Origin of the sequence: Vibrio sp. Vb2880, assembly GCF_033337975.1 — a bacterium.
Taxonomy (GTDB): domain Bacteria; phylum Pseudomonadota; class Gammaproteobacteria; order Enterobacterales; family Vibrionaceae; genus Vibrio; species Vibrio alginolyticus.
In genome coordinates, this window is the sequence record NZ_JAWORT010000002.1 from 398,836 (window position 1) to 417,159 (window position 18,324).

The following is an 18,324-nucleotide window of genomic DNA, read 5'->3' on the forward strand; positions in this document are numbered from 1 at the left end:
TGGGGTGGGAAAGAAATCGATCTTTATTAACGGTAGCAAAAACCACTGAGGAGAAAAGGAGCTAGATCTCACTTCTTGCTTACAAGTCTTTAACATCCAACCAGTTAGGCGCACTCTTTAATGACTGTTGGTGAGAACGCACTAGCTGAATGGAGTCGGTATGCAGCGCAAAAGGAATGGCAAAACATGGCTTGTGGTCGCAATTGCGGCAGTGCTGATGTTGTCTTGCTATAGCGCCAGCAGAGAGGTTGCCCGTCAGTGGTTGAGTGTACAAACTCAAACCGAAGCTCAACAAAAACTACTCGACTATATTGGTGAAGTTCGCCGTGCACTCAAACGCTTCTACCACTTACCTTACCTCGTAACCAATAACCCAGAAACCATCGCGTTTGTGAAAGGGAATCTGACTTATTACGAGCCATTGCAAACCCAACTGACTCAGCTAGATAAAGCCGCCAATACCGAAGGTTGGCTAATCCTGTCAAACTCTGGCGAAGTATTGGTCTCAAGTTTGATCGAAGAGCGCTTTAGCCTGTCTGACCGAAAAGCCATTGTGGAACAAATTCACAATCAAGGCGGTGGTGTTTCCTTGGTGAACAAAACCAAAGGTTCGAGTCCGTTGTATTACCTTGCAGCCCCTATCTACGACGGTCTGGATATCGCAGGCATTGTGGTGGTGCAGATCAACCTCAGCTTGTTGACCGAACAGACCATTACTAGCCAAGACATCATTACGTTGCAAAATCGCCAGCAACGCTTTTTCCTATCAAGCAGCTCGCTTTATAACGCAGACTGGTTTAACGAACCGAGCAACACCGTTCAGTTAGAAACGCAGCGCTTATACGACAACACCAATATCAGTGTGTGGACGCTCAATCAGCAACGCTATTTTGCGCACACCGTAAAATTGGATGATTTGAATTGGTACGTAAGCTACCTCACCCCTTCTAAGCCGATTCAGCAAACCATCAACGTAATTGGTTGGAGCGTAGCAGCGCTACTCTTATTGGTTATATTACTCGTCATCATTGGTCTACAACGTCGCCAAAAGCACATCAATCAACAGCGAATTCAAGCCCTGTTGGAAGAGTCCCAACGCCGCTTGAAACAGATGATCAATAAAACTCACGTTGGTTTGCTATTGATTGATGAACAAGGACAACTGTTCGATCTCAACCCAATGGCGAAGCGTTTGTTCTGTTTACCAGAAAGCGTCAATCGACACGCTTTTGCTTGGGAATTATTCGACGCAGGCAATCCTAATTCCACCACACTTAAGTTGCTCAAGGATTTACCTAAACATAAAGAGCTCGCAGAGATCAGCACGGTCGAAACCATTGCCAGACGCAGTGACGGAAGCGTCTTCCCTGTCCTGTTCTCGCTAACCAGTTTCCCTTGGCATGGCGAGCAGTTTTTCCTTGCGACGATCATCGACATCAGCAAGCGGAAAAAAGCCGAACAGTCACTGCAACAGGTCAACCAAGAACTGGCACTACGGGTTGAAGAGCGAACTCAAGCGCTAAAAGAAGCGCAAAGCCAGTTAATTGAATCGAGCAAAATGGCCGCCTTGGGTCGTATGTCGAGCGCGATTACTCATGAGCTCAATCAGCCACTGACAGGCTTGCGTACCCTGCTCACCACGAACGAGCTGCTAGCGGAACGTGGCGAAACCGAGATGATGAAAGCCAACAATGTTTTGGTACAGAAGCTGATTGATCGTATGGCAAGCATGACCAGTCAGTTAAAGACGTTCGCCTACAACAAACCAGAAAGCTTACAGGCAATTTCTCTCACCTCTGCACTCGAAGAGACCTTACGCGTTTATCAAACCCAATTAGACAAAGTGGATGTGCGTGTTCGAGTTCCTCATGACTTACCTAACATCATGGGCGAAGAACAACGACTGCTTCAGGTGCTCGGTAATCTTGTCTCGAATGCGCTAGACGCAATGAACCATACCACCAACCCGCAGCTCAGCTTGATCGTCAATCCAACCGACAATCAGGTCGAACTGATCGTCAGTGATAATGGCTGCGGCGTGTCGAATGAGATGCTTGAATCCATGTTCGAACCCTTCCAAACCTCAAAGAAAATTGGTGAAGGGTTGGGGCTGGGTTTAGCGATTACAGCCAACAATATGCGTGATATGCAAGGGAAAGTCAGCGCACAGCTCAACACTACTGAAGGAATGTCCTTCATCTTAGTATTTAAACTCGCTCCTCACCGAAGCTGACCTAACTTCTCCCATCTCTCAATCCTTTTCTCTCAATAAGAGAGCAATATAAATCCTGTTCAACTTTATAAAGCGAGTTGCCTAACCTACGCTTAACCTGATGAATCGCCACATACCATTCATCAGAACAATTTTTGGTGGTTGACACCAGTTTTAGCTCCCACCGTCTAATTTAATGATAAGTAATTATTTAAAAGTAAGAATGGATGCGTTATGAGAAAAATAACTTTAGCTGCAACAGGAGCGCTTTTTATATTATCACCTCACGCTTTTTCTGCACCTTACGCTGCCGACGCTCGAAGTCATGGTATGGGAAATACAGGCGTCGTTTCTGCTGACTATTTGACCGCGCCCCTACATAACCCAGCCTTGGGTGCCCTCTATCGAGAAAATGATGATATCGGTCTGCTCATTCCGGCTGTCGGGGTCAATATCCACGACGAGGATGAAGCGTTGTCAGCCGTAGATGACGCCCAAGACCTTTATGATAGTATTCAGGGCATTCCTACTCCAGCGAACGAGGCCGAGCTTAATCGCCTCCTCGATCAGTTGGATAAGAGCGTCCCAGTTGTCATTAACGGAGGGCTAAGCCTCGCAATTGCTATTCCGACGCGCTACATGTCTGTAAACCTGTTTAGCACTGGTTATGTGGAGATACTTGCTGCACCCGATATCTCAGATTCAACAAACACCGCAGATCGATACCTCAATTCTGCCGTTAACCTAGCTGCTTTCGGTAATGTGGAATATGGTATTGCTCTATCTCGTGCTTACACTATAGGCGAACAACAATTCGCATTTGGTATTACACCAAAATACCAACAACTTAAAACCTACACACAACGTACAACACTAGACGACTTTGATATCGAGGATTACGACAAAAGTGAAGTATCAAAGAATACTTTCAATATGGATCTTGGGGTCGCTTGGTATCACAACGCATTTAGAGCAGGCCTTTCATTAAAAGACGTCTTCGAGCAAGATATTGAAACAAAACTGGGCAACTATACCTACGAACTCACACCACAAGCGACAGTTGGCATCGGTTATGTCGGGAACTATGTAGCTCTGAGCTTAGACGCCGATCTCACCAGACAAAAGCGCTTTAAAGAGCTCGACGATGACACTCAGTTTATTCGTGTCGGTATCGAGGGGAATGCTTGGGGGTGGGCACAACTTCGCGCTGGTTATGAAATTGACCTAGAAAATAATCTCGATAACTCAGTGACAGGTGGCATTGGCATCAGTCCTTTTGATGTGATCAGTTTAGACCTCGCTGGCTCTTACGCTGGCGATAACCAGTTTGGTGCGGCGGCGAATTTAGCATTTACGTTTTGAATATGAATGCCAATCTAAATTCACTTAGGTTGGCATTGTTAACAACCATCCTATATATCAATGTTTATCATTACTGACGTTTGGTGATGAACTGATAAAAATACGATCTCGATACAAGTATCGAGGTGTCTCCTACACTATTCTCAAGCAATAAATCCACAAACATTTCCTAAATATAAAGAGTGAGAAGCATGATTAAGTTTCCTGAACATTTTCTTTGGGGTGGTGCCATTGCTGCAAACCAAGTAGAAGGGGCGTACAACCTTGGGGGTAAAGGGTTATCGACATCAGACATGCTGCCAAACGGTATTTTGAGTCCGCATCAAACCCGTGAAGAGCGTACACCGGGTATCAAAGACGTGGCGATCGACTTCTACAATCGCTACCCAGAAGACATCGCGCTGTTCAAAGAGATGGGCTTTAACTGTCTGCGTCTCTCTTTGGCATGGAGCCGCATCTTCCCGAACGGGGACGAGTTAGAACCGAACGAAGAAGGTTTGGCGTTCTACGATAAAATTTTTGACAAACTTGCCGAGCACAACATCCAACCTTTCGTGACCTTATCTCACTACGAAATGCCTTACGCACTGGTTGAAAACTATGGCGGTTGGGGCGATCGTCGCGTCATCGAATTCTTCGAACGTTATGCTCGCACCGTGCTGGAACGCTACAAAGACAAAGTGAAGCTGTGGTTAACCTTCAACGAAATCAACATGTCTCTACACGCACCATTTACTGGTGTTGGTTTGCAAGAAGACGCCAATGAACAAGAGATTTACCAAGCGATTCACCACCAGCTAGTCGCAAACGCAAAAGCGGTAAAACTGTGTCAGAAAATCGTACCAAACGGCAAGATTGGTAACATGCTGCTTGGCGCAATCAACTACCCATACACCTGTAACCCTGATGACGTGCTTGCTGCCATGCATGAAAACAACAAGTGGTTGTTCTTCGGTGATGTGCAAACACGTGGTCAGTACCCTGGCTACATGAAGCGTTACTTCCGTGAAAACGGTATCGAAATTCAGATGGAAGCAGGCGACTTAGAAGAAATTGCATCGGCAAGTGTCGATTTCATCTCATTCAGCTACTACGCAAGTGGCTGTGCAAGTGCAGACCCGAAACAGAAGGAAGTGGGTAACATTGTCGATAGCGTACCAAACCCATATCTTGAGAAGAGCCAATGGGGCTGGCTGATCGATCCAAAAGGCCTGCGCATTCTGCTGAACTTCCTTCACGATCGCTACCAAAAACCACTGTTTGTCGTAGAAAACGGCTTAGGTGCACGTGATGAAATCGATGAAAACGGTGAGATTCAAGATGATTACCGCATCGCTTACTTGAACGACCACCTTGTGCAAGCACACGAAGCGATTCTGGATGGCGTTGAGTTGATGGGCTTTACCAGCTGGGGGCCAATCGATTTGGTCGCGAACTCAACCGCTGAGATGAGCAAACGTTACGGCTTTATCTATGTCGATCGTCATGATGATGGGCAAGGAACGCTAGAACGTAAACGTAAGAAAAGCTTTTTCTGGTATCAAGACGTGATTCGTACTTCAGGCGGTTCATTGAAAAGCTAAGCCTGTTGTCTAGGTATAAAGTGCAACTAGGCATTCGCCTAAACCATCAAGCCCTGCAATTGCAGGGCTTGAATTTTAAGGTGTTTATTCATTTAGAGATTAAACTGCAATCTCTCCACCGTCTTCACGGCGAATAACCACTGTCGCCGCTCGTGGGCGCACAGAAACACCAGCAGGCGTTTCTTCGGCTGCATCTTCACTGTATGGCCAGTTGCCTGGGTGCTGAATATTCACAAACAATGATTTGTAATCAGGGCTGATGGTAAAGCCTGTTACTTCACAACCATTTGGTCCGACAAAGAAGCGTTTCAATTCAGCTTGATTATCCGCACCAATCACAGCTTGATCACCATTCTCATCTGTTAGCTTAGATGGCACAACAGCCAACATTTGATCATTGGTGTAAGACGTAACTTCATCTGCGCCGTTATCAGTCTGAATCCACAAAATACCACGGCCATCAAACGCTAATCCGTCTGGGCTCGCGAACTGGTTAAGCTCGGTCAAGCTCGAACGGTTAGTGTCCGCATCACCGTTTGCCGGAGAGCCAAACACGAAGATATCCCAAGTAAAGTCAGTTGCTGAAGCACCTTCATCCCAACGAATAACATGACCAAACTTATTATTCAAACGTGGATTCGCAGGATTGGTTTCATCTGTACGGCGCGTATTGTTCGTCAATGTTAAATATACTGAACCCGTGAATGGATCAACCGTACACCACTCTGGTCGATCCATTGGTGTTGCCCCAACTAAATCCGCCGCACCCGCAGTATTGATGATAATTTCAGCCAGTGAATCAAAGTGATCCGCTAACGTACCACCAGCGGTTGTTACGCTATCAAGCGTTAATGGTAACCAAGTACCTGTGCTGTCTTCATTGAAGCGCGCCACATACAGTGTGCCTTCGTCCATGTACTTGTCACCCATCGCCAAGCGATTATCAGGGTTAGCATCTGCTGGATCCCACGCTGCCGCAGATTCAAATTTGTATAGGTATTCAAAGCGAGAATCGTGGCCAGAATAAAATACCACTGGTTTGCCTTCTTCAAGCTTACCGAAAGTACAGCCTTCGTGACGGAAACGACCTAGCGCAGTACGTTTCTTCGCACGTGAGTTTTGCGTGTAAGGGTCAATCTCGACAATGTAACCGTGACCATTGGCTTCATTACGGTAATCATCCATCGCACTTGCTCCTGTTGGAGCCACATTAAAGCGAGAGAACTCATCAAGACGCTCTTCTGCATTTCCTGCTAATGTCTCCCACAAGTAGCGTGTACTTTGATCATCGACACCAATGCGATCTTGCTCTTCTGTACGAGTCCCGGCATTAACAAAGTAACCTGGCCAGTTCTCTTCACACGTTAAGTACGTGCCCCACGGCGTGTAGCCGTTGCCACAGTTGTTTAACGTACCACGCGCTTGGCTGCCATCTGGCGAGAAACGAGTGACAGTTAAAGATGTGTGGGCCACCGGGCCAGACAAATCCATGACGGTCGCACCAGTATAACGACGGTTTAGTGGATCGGTATCAACCAACTTCCACATGTTGTCTTCCAGTTGAATGCGAACCACTGACACACCGTGCGCGTTAATCTCTTTACGCACTTCATCTACAATGGTACGTACGCCATTTTCAACCGTCGGACCATTTGGATGCAGTGCTGATGTGTCGATGTACTCGTGGTTAATACATAGCAAGCCATCTGTAGTGCTATCGTTCAATGGGAAAAAATGCATGCCGTCATGGTGCATGCCTAGCGCATTTAACTGATCGGTACTGGTGTTGGTACCATCATTTTGCCATGCGCTGCCTTGTGCATTAAGTGGTGTTCCCCAAGGTACTAGTACTTGTGCGGTGTAACCTTGTGGAATTGAAACTGCGTCAGTGAGTGAGCCAGGGATAGATTCAAAGTTAAGAACGGCTTTAGATGCGCCCGAACCACTGCTTACTGTACTCCCTGAGTCAGACGAGTTACAACCAGCCAATCCGAAAGCACCAAACGCTGTCATCGCACTGATACCTAAACCACCTTTCAGAATGCTGCGTCGAGATAGGCTCGCTTCTAATACTTCTTCAAATGGTTTGTTTTCACTTTGGTTATAACGCGTCGCGTCAAAGGTTTCCTTGCTCATTTTTACTTTCCCGATCTTATAGTTTAATTAATAAATAAGTGATTAGTTGAACGGCAAGAAGTTTGGATAAGAAAAATGACAAAAGTGCTTAAAACATATGAAACTTGTGTTTCAACAATACTGCGAACCAACCAACACAGCTAACGAAGCAATTAAATTCTGGTCACATAATCACCAACTGTATCGCTTCATTCTGATTTTACTTGGGCTAAAGTGTGATAGAAGGTATAAGGTGTACGAAATCAAATCATCTACGAGAGATAATCATGAAATTAGACAAGATCGATAACAAGAGCCGTCGTATCCGTAAAAAGCTGTTCTTAGGTGAGTTCGCAATCCTAGGTTTCGAGATCAGCTGTGAAACAGACATTAACGACTTCGACCGTTACGATGCATTCGTTGATGACTTTATCGACTACATTGACGAGCTTGGTCTTTGCTTCGGTGGCGGTGGTCTAGAACTGTTTGAAGGCTTCCTATGTTCTACTGACCGTTACGGCAGTGCGACTGAAGAACAGAAAGCGCAAGTTATCAAATGGTTAGAAGCACGCCCAGAAGTGAAAAGCGCGCAAGCGGGCGAACTAGTTGACGCCAACTACCTGTAACTAAAGGGCAACCTGTAATACGCAGAGCTCAGTAAATGGTAGAGAAAGCTGGTCTTAAGACTGGCTTTTTTATTTTTTGAAGAATGCGATAGTGAAAATAGGGTGCTTGGGAAGTTGCGCGGAGTGATTGTGGCGTTTTTGAGCTGGCAATCAACGGGAAACTGCGTTCCACAGCCAGCTCGTGCCTTTAGGTATAATTAACTATGATTTTTTAGCTGGGGCGTCTTTCGTGTCTTTCCAGTATTGAATACGCACACGATGTAGCTGAGCTCTTCTAGTCTTTTTCATAGTAAAGTCCCTCATCTTATATAAGTAACGCTCCTCATGGAGCTTATTGTCTAAGGTCGTATCCCCTTCAATCTATAAGGGAATCAATCATTTAACCGTGACCAATTTCACAACATAATGATAATTACCGGTTTCTTGCAGCCTGTTTTTACTGGCAAACGGCATATTATCTATCTGACACAGTTAACTTACTCACCAGATATGACAGAAAAATGGCAATCAAGTTCCCTACTTATACTGTCATTGAATCTTAATAAGGATTAACAAGGTGGGCATTTCAGATTTACCATACTGTTTATAAAAACCGCAAGATTTTTTATTTCTTTTCAAACAAATCTCTACTCAAGATCAATTCACTTTCATCTTTATCGTCTCCCTTTTAACGCATTGTGATCCAGTTCAATCCACAGAACTCGGAACAAAAAGCGCTCATTAATACATTCACCACCAAACTTGTGCGAGATCTCTTACAAGAGTTGTAAGCAAATAGATTAACCACGTCTAAGAGCAATGCCAGAAAAAACATTAAACATATGATTTAACGGTAATATTTAAATTCACTTAAAATAATAAGTAAAAATAATTTAGAAAAGTTAATTGAGTCAAATCAGCAAAACATCAATACTCAATTTGTCGACAGGATGTTGGCGGGAACAGGAAAAAAGCCTAAAGGATTGGGTATCTTCAGGATGAAGGTTTGATAGCTTAGGATGAGTTGTCAGCAAGGATGTAGTTAAGCTCTAGGATAGAGTTCGCCCGTCAGGATGATAGGCAAGAATGGACACCGCTAGGAAGGCGATGAACAAGGAACTCGGTTAAAGGACTTAGCCACAATCAAGGATAGATGCAGGGAGCACCTATTAGTAGCTGGATTGCTGCGAAAAAGAATAAGCCCCGTCTGGGAAACCAGGCGGGGTTTTATTTTGTCTGTAATGTATTGATAACGATTCATCTTTTATCGTTTAAGTCTTCTCTGTTTTCATAAAACACCGTGCTATCATTTTCTTTACGTCTCCCAACAAAGCTCTCAGAAAATCACACACTATGCTTAATCCTGTTTGGTTACATACATTTAAGACATTGATTGAAGTCGGTCATTTTACGCAAACGGCAGAAAAACTTTTTATGACTCAGCCTGGCGTCAGCCAACACATCAAAAAATTAGAGCAAAGTTGTCAGCATGCCTTGATCAAGCGCGAAAACAAAAGCTTCGAATTAACCGAGCAAGGCAGGATTGTCTACGCATATGCGCTCGAGTTAGAAGATAGAGAGAAGAAGTTGCTCGAAGAGCTCAGTTTTGATGATGCGTTTTCAGGCCATTGTAAACTGGCTTGTTCTGGTGCAATGGCGTTAATGTTGTATGGGCCCATTTTGGAGAAGCAAAAACAGCACCCGAGCTTATCGTTACATTTAGAAGCCGCGCCAAATCAATCTATTCTCAATGCCATAACGCAAGGGCACATTGATATTGGTATCGTGACTGACGTTCCCAACAAAGGTCTGTTTCACAGTGAGCGAATTGGTAAAGAGAGGTTGTGCTTGGTTCTGCCAAAGCATTATCAAAATAAGCAGATAACGCCACAACTCTTGCATGACTGTGGTGTCATTAGCCACCCTGATGCCGAGCATTACATGACACTTTTTTTTGACCAATGTGAAGAACCACAGCTCCAAGAAATTAAGATGAGCGATTTACCATTATCCGGCTACGTAAATCAATTGAGCCAAATTTTGCTGCCTGTCAGCAAAGGACTTGGCTTCACCGTGCTGCCTCAAAGTGCGGTCGACAATTTTCCACTAAAAGACACGTTATACATTGCTCAACTGAAAAACACTGTATGTGAAGAGCTATTTCTGGTTCGTAAGCGCAGTCGTGCTCTACCTCTCCGCTATCAGACCATCAAAGAAGTGTTATTGGATGTGATCGGTGGCGCGCATCAATGATGTTAGCCACTCTTCGCTGGTAATGGGTTCCTCTTGGCAATCCACCCAATATGGTTTGCCAGATAACCAGCTCTTTGACGCGACCTCTTTTATAAACACATCCACGGAATCAACGTCATCTTTGGCGTAATCCCATTTATTGCGCATGTGTTCTGCCGCTTCTTGATTAGTGTACGCCTTGCCGTTGCGGATAAAGGTGCAAGAGGATTGCTCAACTCGTTTTATCAACGTCGAGATATCTTGCTCTACCCCTGCTAGTGCAAAGGTAGGCAGAATGCTTAATGTAAGTAACAATGTCCACTTTGCTTTCATCGCACCTTTATCCTTATCCCTGACCACGTAACTACTAATAGTAACTACTGATAAGTGACTTAACTATTCTGATGTTTGGCTGCTTAGCTCAGCAATTATTGCCACCATGCCTTAGCAGGCTGAGGCTCCGCAATCGCCAAGCGTTGACCAATCTCAGGGCTCACTAACGTTACACCGCGCTCTTCACTAATATCTAACGCGCGTTGCATCGGTTCATTCCAATCGTGCATCGACAGATCAAACGTGCTGTTATGGATCGGCATCATCACTTTGCCCTGCACATCGATGTGTGCTTGAACGCTTTGCTCTGGGAACATGTGAATGTCTGACCAGAGTTCATTGTACGCACCTGTTTCAATCATGGTGAAGTCAAACGGACCGTACTTTTCGCCAATCTCTTTAAAGCCATTGAAGTAACCAGAGTCACCACTGAAGAACACTTTATGTTGCTGTGCATTGATAACCCAACTGCCCCACAGCGTCGTATCGCGGTCTGTCAAACCTCGACCAGAGAAATGCTGAGTCGGAGTTAGTGTATATTCAATGCCGTCAACAGAGTGTGACTCCCACCAGTCTAGTTCGATCACTTTCTCTTTGGGTACACCCCAATTCACCAGTAATTGGCCAACTTTTAACGGCACCAAGAAAGTGCCCACCTTGTCGCCTAGCACTTTAATAGAAGCTTTATCTAGGTGATCGTAATGGTCATGACTGATCACCACCACATCGATAGTTGGCAAATCTTCTATCGTGATGGGGGTTTGGTGAAAGCGTTTTGGCCCTGCCCATTGTACAGGAGACGCGCGATCACTGAATACAGGGTCGGTCATCACCAGTTTTCCATCGAGCTTCATTAATACGCTTGAGTGACCCAGACGATAGATGACGTCATCTTGCTCTTCTAACAGTTGCCGCGCTGTGATCGCATGCACTGGAATTTCAATCGTTGGTGTTGGGTTAAGGCGCTCAGTCGTAAAATACGCTTTCATGATTTCGAACATGTCGCCCAAACCGCTTTTGTATTCCAACTCTGTATTTGCAAATTTGTCCGGGTATGTTGGCGCTTTTTCAGTATCAACATTAGAACAAGAAATCATTGATGTACCCATCGCGAACGCTCCTACTGTGGCTAGCAAAGTTTTTTTCATAAAAAGTTAACCCGAACAAAAGTAAACTACACGGTGCAGTTTACATTCTAATTATCAAAAGTAAACTACTTAGTGTAAAATAGATCAAGAAATGATCTTCTTAACTTAGCAAGCTTATGAATGTAAAAAGAAAAAGTCGTAGCGAAACCAAAAGAGAAGCCATCTTGTGCGCGGCAAGGCAAGCGTTCCAAGAGTTTGGGGTGCAAAACACCAGCATGGATAAGCTCTCTGCAATCGCACAAGTCTCTAAGCGCACGGTCTATAATCACTTCCCTTCTAAGGAAGCGATCGTGACGGAGTTGCTGACTGAGCTTTGGCGTTCGTCAATGATGGAAAGCGATATTAAACGCTTGGCCACTCTGCCACTCAAAGATCAATTGATTGAATTACTCTACAGCGAGATCATTGTGGTAACGGAACCAAACTATATTGAGCTGGCAAAAGTGGCATTTGGGCACTTCTTATTTAAGCCGGAAGATCTCAAAGAACAAGCAGAACAAATGTCGAAACAGGAAACCGCCCTGTACCGCTGGCTTACGGAGAAATCGAACAGTGGCGCTTTGCAAATTGATGATGTACATATAGCAAGCACTCAATTGCACAACTTACTTAAAGGCAGTGCATTCTGGCCGCAGTTAATGGGAATTCGCCCCTCTTTGTCGAATGAAGAATCTAGGCTGTTAGCTACCCAAACGGCGGAACTTTTTTTAAGTCACTATCAAAACAGCTAAAAACAGCGGTCAAATTGGCCGCTTTTTTAAGCGATAATTCGTGACAAAACGATGAAATTTTTGCTCAATTTTATTTATCTCACCCTTGACAGTCTCATACCGCAAGGCGTGAGCGTTCGATAAAATATTTTTGTCGTGTCGACGATGCTTTTTCGTTTTCATCTCACAAAAAAACGCCCTAAGGTGCGCACCTCTGACGACGTGGTTGTTCAACCACAATTCTAAATCGTTGAAGTAAGTAGGTTATGTCATAACATGATCACCTGCCTACTGCATTCTATGCTCTATACTTATATTTTAATTTGGTACTGACTTACTAAGGAATTGCCATGCGTATTGCTATTCTCTCTCGTAATGAGAATTTATATTCAACCATGCGCCTAAAACAGGCGGGTGAAGAACGTGGGCATCAAATCGATGTGATCGACACGCTTCACTGTTATATGGACATTACGAGCAACAACCCTAAGATCCGCTACAAGGGTGAAGAATTACCGCAATACGATGCTGTTATTCCACGTATTGGGGCATCTATTACGTTTTACGGCACTGCTGTTGTACGTCAGTTTGAAATGATGGGTACATTTTGTGTCAACGAATCTGTCGCGATCAGCCGCTCTCGTGACAAGTTGCGCTCATTACAACTGCTATCACGTAAAGGCATCGGTTTGCCACGCACTGGCTTTGCTCACCATCCTGACAACATTCAGGACGTGATCAAAAACGTTGGTGGCGCACCTCTAGTGATTAAATTGCTAGAAGGCACTCAAGGCATTGGTGTTGTACTTGCTGAAACAAATAAAGCGGCAGAAAGCGTGATTGAAGCTTTCATGGGTTTGAAAGCTAACATCATGGTGCAAGAATTTATCGAAGAAGCAAAAGGCGCGGACATCCGTTGTTTTGTTGTCGGAAATAAGGTGATTGCCGCAATGAAGCGCCAAGCAAAAGAAGGCGAGTTCCGTTCCAACCTTCACCGTGGTGGCTCTGCACAACTCGTGCGTTTGAGCAAAGAAGAGCGTGCGACCGCTGTAAATGCAGCGAAAGTGATGGGCTTGAACCTTTGTGGTGTGGATATCCTTCAATCTAAAAATGGCCCAGTGGTAATGGAAGTGAACTCTTCCCCTGGTCTAGAAGGCATCGAACTAGCAACTGGTAAAAACATTGCAGGTATGATCTTCGATTTTATCGAGAAAAACGCTAAGCCAAATTCAAACCGTACTCGCGGTAAAGGTTGATTTTTGTTTAACGCACAAGAGAGCCAAAAATCGGCTCTCTTGTTACTCGTCGCTAGGATGACACTATGAATCAGAAAATGATCATTGGGAATGCCGAAGCTATTTGCTTGCCAGAGTTAGGGATTACTCACCTTGAAGCGCGTATTGATACAGGCGCTCAAACCTCTTCATTACATGTAGACAATATTGATTGCTTTGAAAAAGATGGTCAGTCTTATGTTGCATTCGATCTACACCCAGATGTATACCATTTAGAACAAGTGGTTCGCTGCACAGCGAAACTAAAAGCAAACCGTAAGGTTAAATCTTCTAACGGTACTTTTGAGCACCGCTGCGTGATCACAACGATACTGCGTATGGGCGACCAACAATGGCCAATCGACATTACGTTGACTAACCGTGAAAAAATGACTTACATGATGTTGTTAGGTCGTCAGGGCATGGCAGACAAAGTGCTCGTTGATCCTAGCCAATCTCACTTATTGGCATCTTAACCCCGTAGCTTCAGATGAGTGATCGAACGTTTTTGTTGAGCATCACTCGTCTGGCTTTATCCTCGCCTACTTCCTACGAAATAACGCAAACAACAATCCCTTCGCTTTAACTTTTGTCACTCGCCAGTGCGTCATTGGCTTAGTCGGCGCTGTATTCAAAATGTGCTGATACGCTTTTTCATCCAAAGTCACCTCTCCCCCATGTGCCAAAAGCAAACATTGCGGATTCATCTCAAACACACGCTTTAATGATTGCCGATATTGATTCGGATGAAATATGGGAAACGGCGCAATCAGATGCTTTTTCACCTGCACCATTAAATCCGCCACATACAACACATCTTGTTCAGAATGATAAACCGACAGATCTCGGTCGGTATGCCCTAGCGTTTCTAGCACCTGCCAATCATCAAATCCAGGAATAAACTGTCCATCAATAAGTTCAATATCTGGCTTTAGCTTGCGGGAATACCACAGGTTTTGCTTTGGTTTACGCATCCGATTCGCCATCCAGCGTGCTAACATCAAATCGGTCAAATGCATTAGCCAACCGTCTACACCGCTATACCACTGGTTCTCTCGCTTTGCGGCCAATAGCTTGCATCCTGTTAAATCACGTAGTTTGTGCGCACCACCAGCATGGTCTGGATGCATGTGGGTCACAACAACCAACTTTAGGTCAGAAAAAGGACGATGGAGTTGATGTTCAATAAAGTCTTTAAGATGAGGGATGTCTGCTCGACTGGCACCATCAAGCAACAATAATTTATCGGGATATTCGGCGAGATACATGGTCTGAATGTACCCCTGAATTCTGTGCAGCTGCAAAATATGTCCTTATTTTAGTGAGATGCTTCATGACCGAATCCTTACTGGTCAGACCAACTATAACAGCAGAATGGACGCTTCGGTAAACAAATATTCACACGTAGCGACGACAACAAATCATAATCGAGATGATAGATTTTAATCATTAGACTCAAGGGCCCTTTTATCCGTTAATGCGCGCACACGGAGTTCGTGTCAGGGTATGAGGTAAATGCCTCATGATTTGCTTTTTTGTACTTTTCCTTCTAATTAATTAAGGAGTTAAGTACATTTTTGTGAGAATCGAGTTGGAAAAAGCAACTAAATTAGACCGCATCCGCGCGGACTACAACGTTCACTACTGGAGCCAAGGTTTCTACGGCATTGATGACCAAGGCGAAGTATATGTATCACCACGTAGTGATCGTGCACATCAAATCCCTTTCAGCGCTATTGTAAATGAGCTAGAAGCGAAGCAGTTAAATCTGCCTGTATTAGTACGCTTCCCGCAAATCGTGCACCAACGTGTGCATGGTATTTGCCACGCATTCAACCAAGCAATTGAAGAATACCAATATCCAAACAAATACTTGTTGGTGTACCCAATTAAAGTAAACCAACAACGTGAAGTGGTGGATGAAATTCTAGCGAGCCAAGCTCAACTAGAAACCAAGCAGCTTGGTCTTGAAGCGGGTAGCAAGCCAGAATTGTTGGCGGTACTTGCATTGGCTCAACAAGGTAGCTCCGTGATCGTGTGTAATGGCTACAAAGACCGTGAGTATGTGCGTCTTGCACTGATCGGTGAAAAGCTGGGTCACAAGGTATTCATCGTACTAGAGAAGCTTTCTGAGCTGGATCTGGTACTAGAAGAAGCGAAAAGTTTGGGCGTAAAACCGCGCCTTGGTTTACGCATTCGCCTAGCCTCTCAAGGCGCAGGGAAATGGCAAGCAAGTGGCGGTGAAAAATCGAAGTTTGGTTTATCAGCATCGCAAGTGCTTAGCGTTATTGAACGTCTTAAACGCGAAGGCAACCTAGACGCGATGCAACTGGTTCACTTCCACCTTGGTTCACAGATGGCAAACATCCGTGATGTACGCAATGGTGTGAACGAGTCTGCACGTTTCTACTGCGAACTACGCGCACTCGGTGCAAACATCGAGTACTTCGATGTGGGCGGCGGCTTGGCAGTGGATTATGACGGCACACGCAGCCAATCATCTAATTCGATGAACTACGGCCTTGCAGAATACGCACGTAATATCGTCAACACAGTGGGCGATGTGTGTCTGCAATACGAACAACCAATGCCAGTGATCATTTCGGAATCGGGTCGCTCGCTAACAGCGCACCACGCTGTGTTGATTTCTAACGTAATTGGTACCGAGTCGTACCTACCGGAAGAAGTACATGAGCTTGATGATGACGCTCCGCTTTTGCTACAAAACATGTGGCGAAACTGGGAAAACTTGCAAGATGGTACAGACGCTCGTGCGTTAATTGAGATTTACAATGATACCCAAAGTGATTTGGCAGAAGTGCACTCTCAATTTGCTACAGGTGTGCTTAACTTGGAACAACGTGCGTGGGCAGAACAATTGTCACTACGCATTTACTTCGAATTAAGCCGCAAGATGAGCACTAAGAATCGCTTCCACCGTCCGATTCTGGACGAGTTGAGCGAACGTCTTGCGGATAAGTTCTTCGTGAACTTCTCTCTCTTCCAATCTCTACCAGATGCTTGGGGTATTGATCAGGTGTTCCCTGTTCTGCCACTTTCTGGTCTTGGCGAGGCGGAAGAGCGTCGTGCAGTGATGTTGGACATCACATGTGACTCTGATGGCGCGATCGATCACTACGTTGATGGTCAAGGCATCGAGAGCACGCTACCTGTACCAGCTTGGAGCAAAGACAAACCGTACCTAATGGGCTTTTTCCTAGTAGGCGCATACCAAGAAATCCTTGGTGACATGCACAACCTATTTGGTGATACCCACAGTGCTGTAGTCAATGTTGATGAACATGGTCAATTTGAGATCAGTTACATCAACGAAGGTGATAGTGTAGAAGACATGATGCGCTACGTTCATATCGACGTGGATGCGATTCGTGACAATTATAAACAATTGGTTTCACAGCGAGTTGAAGCCAATGAACAAGCACAAATCCTAGCAGAACTAGAACAAGGTCTAGCAGGATACACCTATTTAGAGGACTTCTGATATGAATGATTTGTTTACTAAAACTGATTATTCGCTTTACTCCAACTCTATGTCGTTTTTACGTCTGCCGTACATTCGTAACCCGGTATCGGCAGACGCAGACGTTGTGGTGTTGGGAGTCCCTCTGGACATGGCAACATCTGGTCGTCCAGGTGCGCGTATGGGTCCAGATGCAATTCGCCGTGCCTCAGTCAACTTGGCATGGGAAGGTAAGAAGTTCCCGTGGAGCTTCAACGTATTGGATAAACTGAAAGTGATCGACGCAGGTGATCTCGTGTTCGATTGCGGTGATGCGGAAGATTTTACTTACCGCCTTGAAGCGGCAACCAGTGAAATTCTAAAAAGTGGTAAAACCATGTTGGGATTGGGCGGTGACCACTTCATTACGCTACCTATCCTGCGTGCCTATGCGAAGCATCATGGCCAAATGGCGTTGATTCACTTTGATGCTCATACGGACACCTATGCAAATGGCAGTTCATACGACCACGGTACGATGTTCTACCATGCGCCGAAAGAAGGTTTGATCTCAGCAAAGAACTCAATACAAATCGGCATTCGTACGGAGTACAAACAGCAAGATCACGGCTTCAATGTGATTAATGCGATGCAAGCGAATGACATGTCGGTGAACGAGATCCTAGAAGAAATTCGTCGCACCGTCGCAGACAAGCCAGTATATGTCACTTTTGACATCGACTGCTTAGACCCGGCCTTCGCACCGGGAACTGGTACACCAGTTTGTGGTGGCTTGAACTCAGACAAAGCGCTGAAAATTATTCGTGGTTTAGCCGGCATGAATATCGTGGGTATGGATGTTGTCGAAGTATCGCCTCCATACGATCACAGTGATGTTACCGCACTAGCGGGAGCAACCATCGCACTAGAAATGCTTTACGCATATGCATCTGAGCGCGAATAGACATAATCATTTCTAAGGGAGCTTCGGCTCCCTTTTCTTTCTGATGCCTTCCTCTACCTTTTATTCACTCGTTTCATCTTGAACTCACCTCAACCGATCAGACGCTTTATTTTTGCACTTTAACCATTAAAACCAGTTACCTATAAGGCTCATACTATTCACGAAAAGCAAAAGATTTAACGTAAATAGACAAAGAAATGCACCTCTTTTTGAAAACAAAATCGGATTAGTTTTTCTAATTGAAATCATAGATTTTTATCTTGCTCGACTTCACACTTTTCGATTGCTAATTATACAAGCAAGCACTATTATCTCGCGCAAATATC

At 44.9% G+C, this 18,324-nt stretch carries 14 protein-coding genes; 10 read left to right on the forward strand and 4 right to left on the reverse strand.

Annotated features, from left to right (window positions below):
- Window positions 1–160: 160 nt before the first annotated feature.
- The 3 genes from R7M92_RS03760 (at window position 161) to R7M92_RS03770 (ending at window position 5,157) form a co-directional block, all read left to right on the forward strand.
- On the forward strand, window positions 161–2,233 hold the full coding sequence (locus R7M92_RS03760) for a sensor histidine kinase (protein WP_318132733.1): 2,073 nt from the start codon (window positions 161–163) through the stop codon (window positions 2,231–2,233).
- 213 nt (window positions 2,234–2,446) lie between these two features.
- Complete coding sequence (locus R7M92_RS03765; RefSeq protein WP_318132735.1) at window positions 2,447–3,574, forward strand: conjugal transfer protein TraF; 1,128 nt, start codon at window positions 2,447–2,449, stop codon at window positions 3,572–3,574.
- A 191-nt stretch (window positions 3,575–3,765) separates the two neighbouring features.
- Window positions 3,766–5,157, forward strand: coding sequence for a glycoside hydrolase family 1 protein (locus tag R7M92_RS03770; RefSeq protein WP_213874393.1), 1,392 nt, complete (start codon window positions 3,766–3,768; stop codon window positions 5,155–5,157).
- A 99-nt stretch (window positions 5,158–5,256) separates the two neighbouring features.
- Here R7M92_RS03770 and R7M92_RS03775 read toward each other — a convergent pair whose 3' ends face one another.
- Window positions 5,257–7,293, reverse strand: a complete 2,037-nt coding sequence (locus R7M92_RS03775; protein ID WP_149192196.1) for a PhoX family protein — start codon at window positions 7,291–7,293, stop codon at window positions 5,257–5,259.
- Window positions 7,294–7,559: 266 nt separating this feature from the next.
- Here R7M92_RS03775 and R7M92_RS03780 point away from each other — a divergent pair, with 266 nt between their 5' ends.
- Both R7M92_RS03780 and R7M92_RS03785 read left to right on the forward strand, forming a co-directional pair.
- Window positions 7,560–7,898 (forward strand): YggL family protein, encoded by a 339-nt coding sequence (locus R7M92_RS03780; protein ID WP_005374208.1) that lies wholly within the window; start codon window positions 7,560–7,562, stop codon window positions 7,896–7,898.
- A gap of 1,332 nt (window positions 7,899–9,230) precedes the next feature.
- Window positions 9,231–10,130, forward strand: a complete 900-nt coding sequence (locus R7M92_RS03785) for a LysR family transcriptional regulator (RefSeq protein WP_017635526.1) — start codon at window positions 9,231–9,233, stop codon at window positions 10,128–10,130.
- Here the strand turns inward: R7M92_RS03785 and R7M92_RS03790 are convergent.
- Window positions 10,098–10,442: a DUF5329 family protein gene (locus R7M92_RS03790; protein ID WP_318132737.1), complete on the reverse strand. Its 345-nt coding sequence runs from the start codon at window positions 10,440–10,442 to the stop codon at window positions 10,098–10,100. The two genes, R7M92_RS03785 and R7M92_RS03790, sit on opposite strands and share 33 nt — an antisense overlap.
- Window positions 10,443–10,537: 95 nt before the next feature.
- Entirely contained in the window at window positions 10,538–11,551 is a 1,014-nt protein-coding gene (locus tag R7M92_RS03795; RefSeq protein WP_031780877.1) for an MBL fold metallo-hydrolase, read from the reverse strand.
- A 155-nt stretch (window positions 11,552–11,706) separates the two neighbouring features.
- Between R7M92_RS03795 and R7M92_RS03800 the strand changes: the two genes are divergently transcribed.
- The 3 genes from R7M92_RS03800 (at window position 11,707) to R7M92_RS03810 (ending at window position 14,050) form a co-directional block, all read left to right on the forward strand.
- Window positions 11,707–12,321: a TetR/AcrR family transcriptional regulator gene (locus tag R7M92_RS03800; protein WP_025768062.1), complete on the forward strand. Its 615-nt coding sequence runs from the start codon at window positions 11,707–11,709 to the stop codon at window positions 12,319–12,321.
- Window positions 12,322–12,650: 329 nt separating this feature from the next.
- Window positions 12,651–13,556, forward strand: coding sequence for a 30S ribosomal protein S6--L-glutamate ligase (gene rimK / locus R7M92_RS03805; protein ID WP_005374224.1), 906 nt, complete (start codon window positions 12,651–12,653; stop codon window positions 13,554–13,556).
- Between the two features lie 65 nt (window positions 13,557–13,621).
- Window positions 13,622–14,050 carry an ATP-dependent zinc protease gene (locus tag R7M92_RS03810; protein ID WP_005374226.1) on the forward strand — a complete coding sequence of 143 codons (429 nt, stop codon included), beginning with the start codon at window positions 13,622–13,624 and terminating at the stop codon, window positions 14,048–14,050.
- Between the two features lie 66 nt (window positions 14,051–14,116).
- Here the strand turns inward: R7M92_RS03810 and R7M92_RS03815 are convergent, their stop codons facing one another.
- On the reverse strand, window positions 14,117–14,842 hold the full coding sequence (locus R7M92_RS03815; RefSeq protein WP_044129549.1) for an MBL fold metallo-hydrolase: 726 nt from the start codon (window positions 14,840–14,842) through the stop codon (window positions 14,117–14,119).
- A gap of 323 nt (window positions 14,843–15,165) precedes the next feature.
- Here R7M92_RS03815 and speA point away from each other — a divergent pair, with 323 nt between their 5' ends.
- The gene (gene speA / locus R7M92_RS03820) at window positions 15,166–17,076 is read left to right on the forward strand and encodes an arginine decarboxylase (protein WP_033906546.1); all 1,911 of its coding nucleotides are present in this window, start codon (window positions 15,166–15,168) and stop codon (window positions 17,074–17,076) included.
- 1 nt (window position 17,077) lies between these two features.
- Window positions 17,078–17,998, forward strand: coding sequence for an agmatinase (speB, locus tag R7M92_RS03825; protein WP_005374233.1), 921 nt, complete (start codon window positions 17,078–17,080; stop codon window positions 17,996–17,998).
- Window positions 17,999–18,324: the final 326 nt, after the last annotated feature.